The sequence below is a fragment of the Shewanella sp. ZOR0012 genome (assembly GCF_000798835.1).
In the GTDB taxonomy this organism is placed as follows: domain Bacteria; phylum Pseudomonadota; class Gammaproteobacteria; order Enterobacterales; family Shewanellaceae; genus Shewanella; species Shewanella xiamenensis.
This window is the reverse complement of record NZ_JTLE01000094.1, coordinates 6,823-9,266: the sequence shown is the minus strand read 5'-3', so window position 1 is coordinate 9,266 and position 2,444 is coordinate 6,823. Positions and strand designations below refer to the sequence as shown.

General features: G+C 52.4%; 2 protein-coding genes. Both read right to left on the bottom strand.

All coding sequences use genetic code 11. From position 1 onward, the window contains the following. The coding region (gene glgX / locus L976_RS01840; protein WP_047540062.1) for a glycogen debranching protein GlgX at positions 1–1,233 on the bottom strand (1,233 nt) is incomplete at its 3' end. Next, positions 1,230–2,444: 1,4-alpha-glucan branching enzyme (gene glgB, locus L976_RS01835; RefSeq protein ID WP_047540060.1), on the bottom strand; the 1,215-nt coding region annotated here is incomplete at its 5' end. The genes glgX and glgB, both read right to left, overlap by 4 nt.

Genomic DNA, 2,444 nt, shown 5'->3' with positions numbered 1-2,444 from the left:
ACCAGGGCCAATATCCCAAGGCTCGGCAATCAGCTTCACCCGGCACAACACAGGGTCTTGCAGCAGCGCATCGAAAAAACCACTTCCGGGGTCAAATCCATAGGCTTCACGGCCAAGGCAGGCGGCTAAATCGAAACGAAAACCATCGACGCCCATCACTTCGACCCAGTAACGCAGCGAATCTAACACCAACTGCAACATGCGCGTGTGATTGAGGTTTAAGGTATTACCGCAGCCAGTATCATTGATATAAAAGCGTTTATCATTTGGATGCAGGCGGTAATAACTCAGATTGTCGATACCGCGAAAGCTAAAGGTCGGCCCGAGGCGACTACCCTCGGCGCTGTGGTTATAGACCACATCGAGAATGACTTCGATACCCGCGCCATGCAGTGCATCCACCATGTTACGAAACTCAGCGATATCCTCACTCGAGAGATAACTCGGCTCAGGCGCAAAAAAGCCAATGCTGTTATAACCCCAATAGTTAGATAGCTGTTTTTCAAGCAGAAATGGCTCGGAGAAGAATGCCTGAACCGGCAGTAACTCGACACAATTCACGCCGAGATTGACTAAGTAATCTATCGCGGCTTGGGAGGCAAGCCCTGCAAAAGTGCCACGCAGCGGCGCATCTATCTCAGGGTGCAGCGCGGTAAATCCCTTTAAGTGCATCTCATAGATAATGCACTGCTCAAGCGGCAGTGGCTCACGCATGCTTGCAAGCGGCCGAATAGTATGCGCCTTAGCGGCATTAAAAAGAGGCCGAGTATCGACCACTTTACACTTAGGGACAAAGTCCGCGTTATCTAAGGTGCTGAAAGATAAGTCTTCACTGGGATTATCAATCTCATAACCAAAGTTGGCAATATGGTGGTGATAACGCCCCACAAGCTGGCGCGCGTAGGGGTCTAACAACAATTTATGTGGATTAAATCTGTGCCCTAATTGCGGCTCGTAGGGACCATAGACACGGTAGCCATAAAGCTGGCCAGCACTCAGTCCATGCACATACAAATGCCAGATTTGCTGGGTCTGCTCCGTCAAGGCGATGCGCTGAATTTCCACCTCGCCTTGAGCATCGAACAGACATAACTCCACCCCAGTGGCATGGGCCGAAAACAGGGCGAAATTCACCCCGCCATCATCGACCGTCGCCCCCAAGGGAAAAGGCTGTCCCGCGCTTAGGTTATAAGCGGTTGAGCCATCAGCATTTGCAGGCACGGGATTCATCATAGGCAGGTATCTCTTGGCGCATCCGTCGCGGGCCCGAGAATTAAGCAACCCAGAGGCGGCACAGTGATCAGTGCGCTCGATGCCATGCCCTGCCAAGGTAAGTCTTCGGCAATTACCTTGCCCGCATTCCCCTGATTGCTGCCACCATAGAGATGGCTGTCGCTATTGAGGTACTCACAGAACTCCCCGCCTTGGGGCAAGCCTATACGAAATCCTTGGTGCAGAGTGGGCGTCATGTTCACCACAAACACCAAGGGCACATCACTGCCCTCGCCATAGCGAACAAAGCTAAAAATACTGTCGCGACCATTGTCACAATCGAGCCAGCGAAAACCCTGCGACTCATAGTCGAGCACAGATAAAGCGGGGAATTGGCGATAAAGCCGATTCAGATCCCGAAGCCAGCGCTGCACGCCTTGGTGGGGTTCAAAAGCAAGCAAATGCCAATCGAGGCTATGGTTATGGTTCCATTCGTCGCGCTGGGCGAACTCGCTGCCCATAAACAGTAATTTTTTGCCCGGATGCCCCCACATAAAGCCGTAATAGGCCCTGAGGGTGGCGAATTTTTGCCAATCATCGCCGGGGATTTTATGCAACAAAGAGCCCTTGCCGTGCACCACTTCATCGTGGCTTATCGACAGCATAAATTGCTCCGAATAGGCATACATCAGGCTAAAGGTCAGCTGGTTATGGTGATACTGGCGATAAATAGGATCGCGGCCTAAGTAGCTTAAGCTGTCGTTCATCCAACCCATATTCCACTTAAAACCAAACCCCAGCCCGCCGCTATCCGTCGGCTTAGTCACCCCCGCAAAGGCGGTTGACTCTTCGGCTATCATGCAAATGCCGGGGAAGGCTTGATACAAGCGTTGATTCAACATTTGCAGAAAATGAATCGCCTCTAGATTCTCCCGTCCGCCATAGGCATTGGGCAGCCATTGCCCAGGTTCGCGGCTGTAGTCGAGGTACAACATGGATGACACCGCATCGAGCCTTAGGCCATCGAGGTGAAATTCCCGCAGCCAATAACAGGCATTGCTGAGCAGAAAACTGCGCACCTCACCGCGATCGTAGTTATAGATCAGGGTATCCCAATCGGGGTGCGTGCCTTTGCGCGGGTCTTCATGTTCATAGAGGCAAGTGCCATCGAAACGCACAAGGCCATGGGGATCCTTAGGGAAATGCGCCGCGACCCAATCGAGTAACACGCC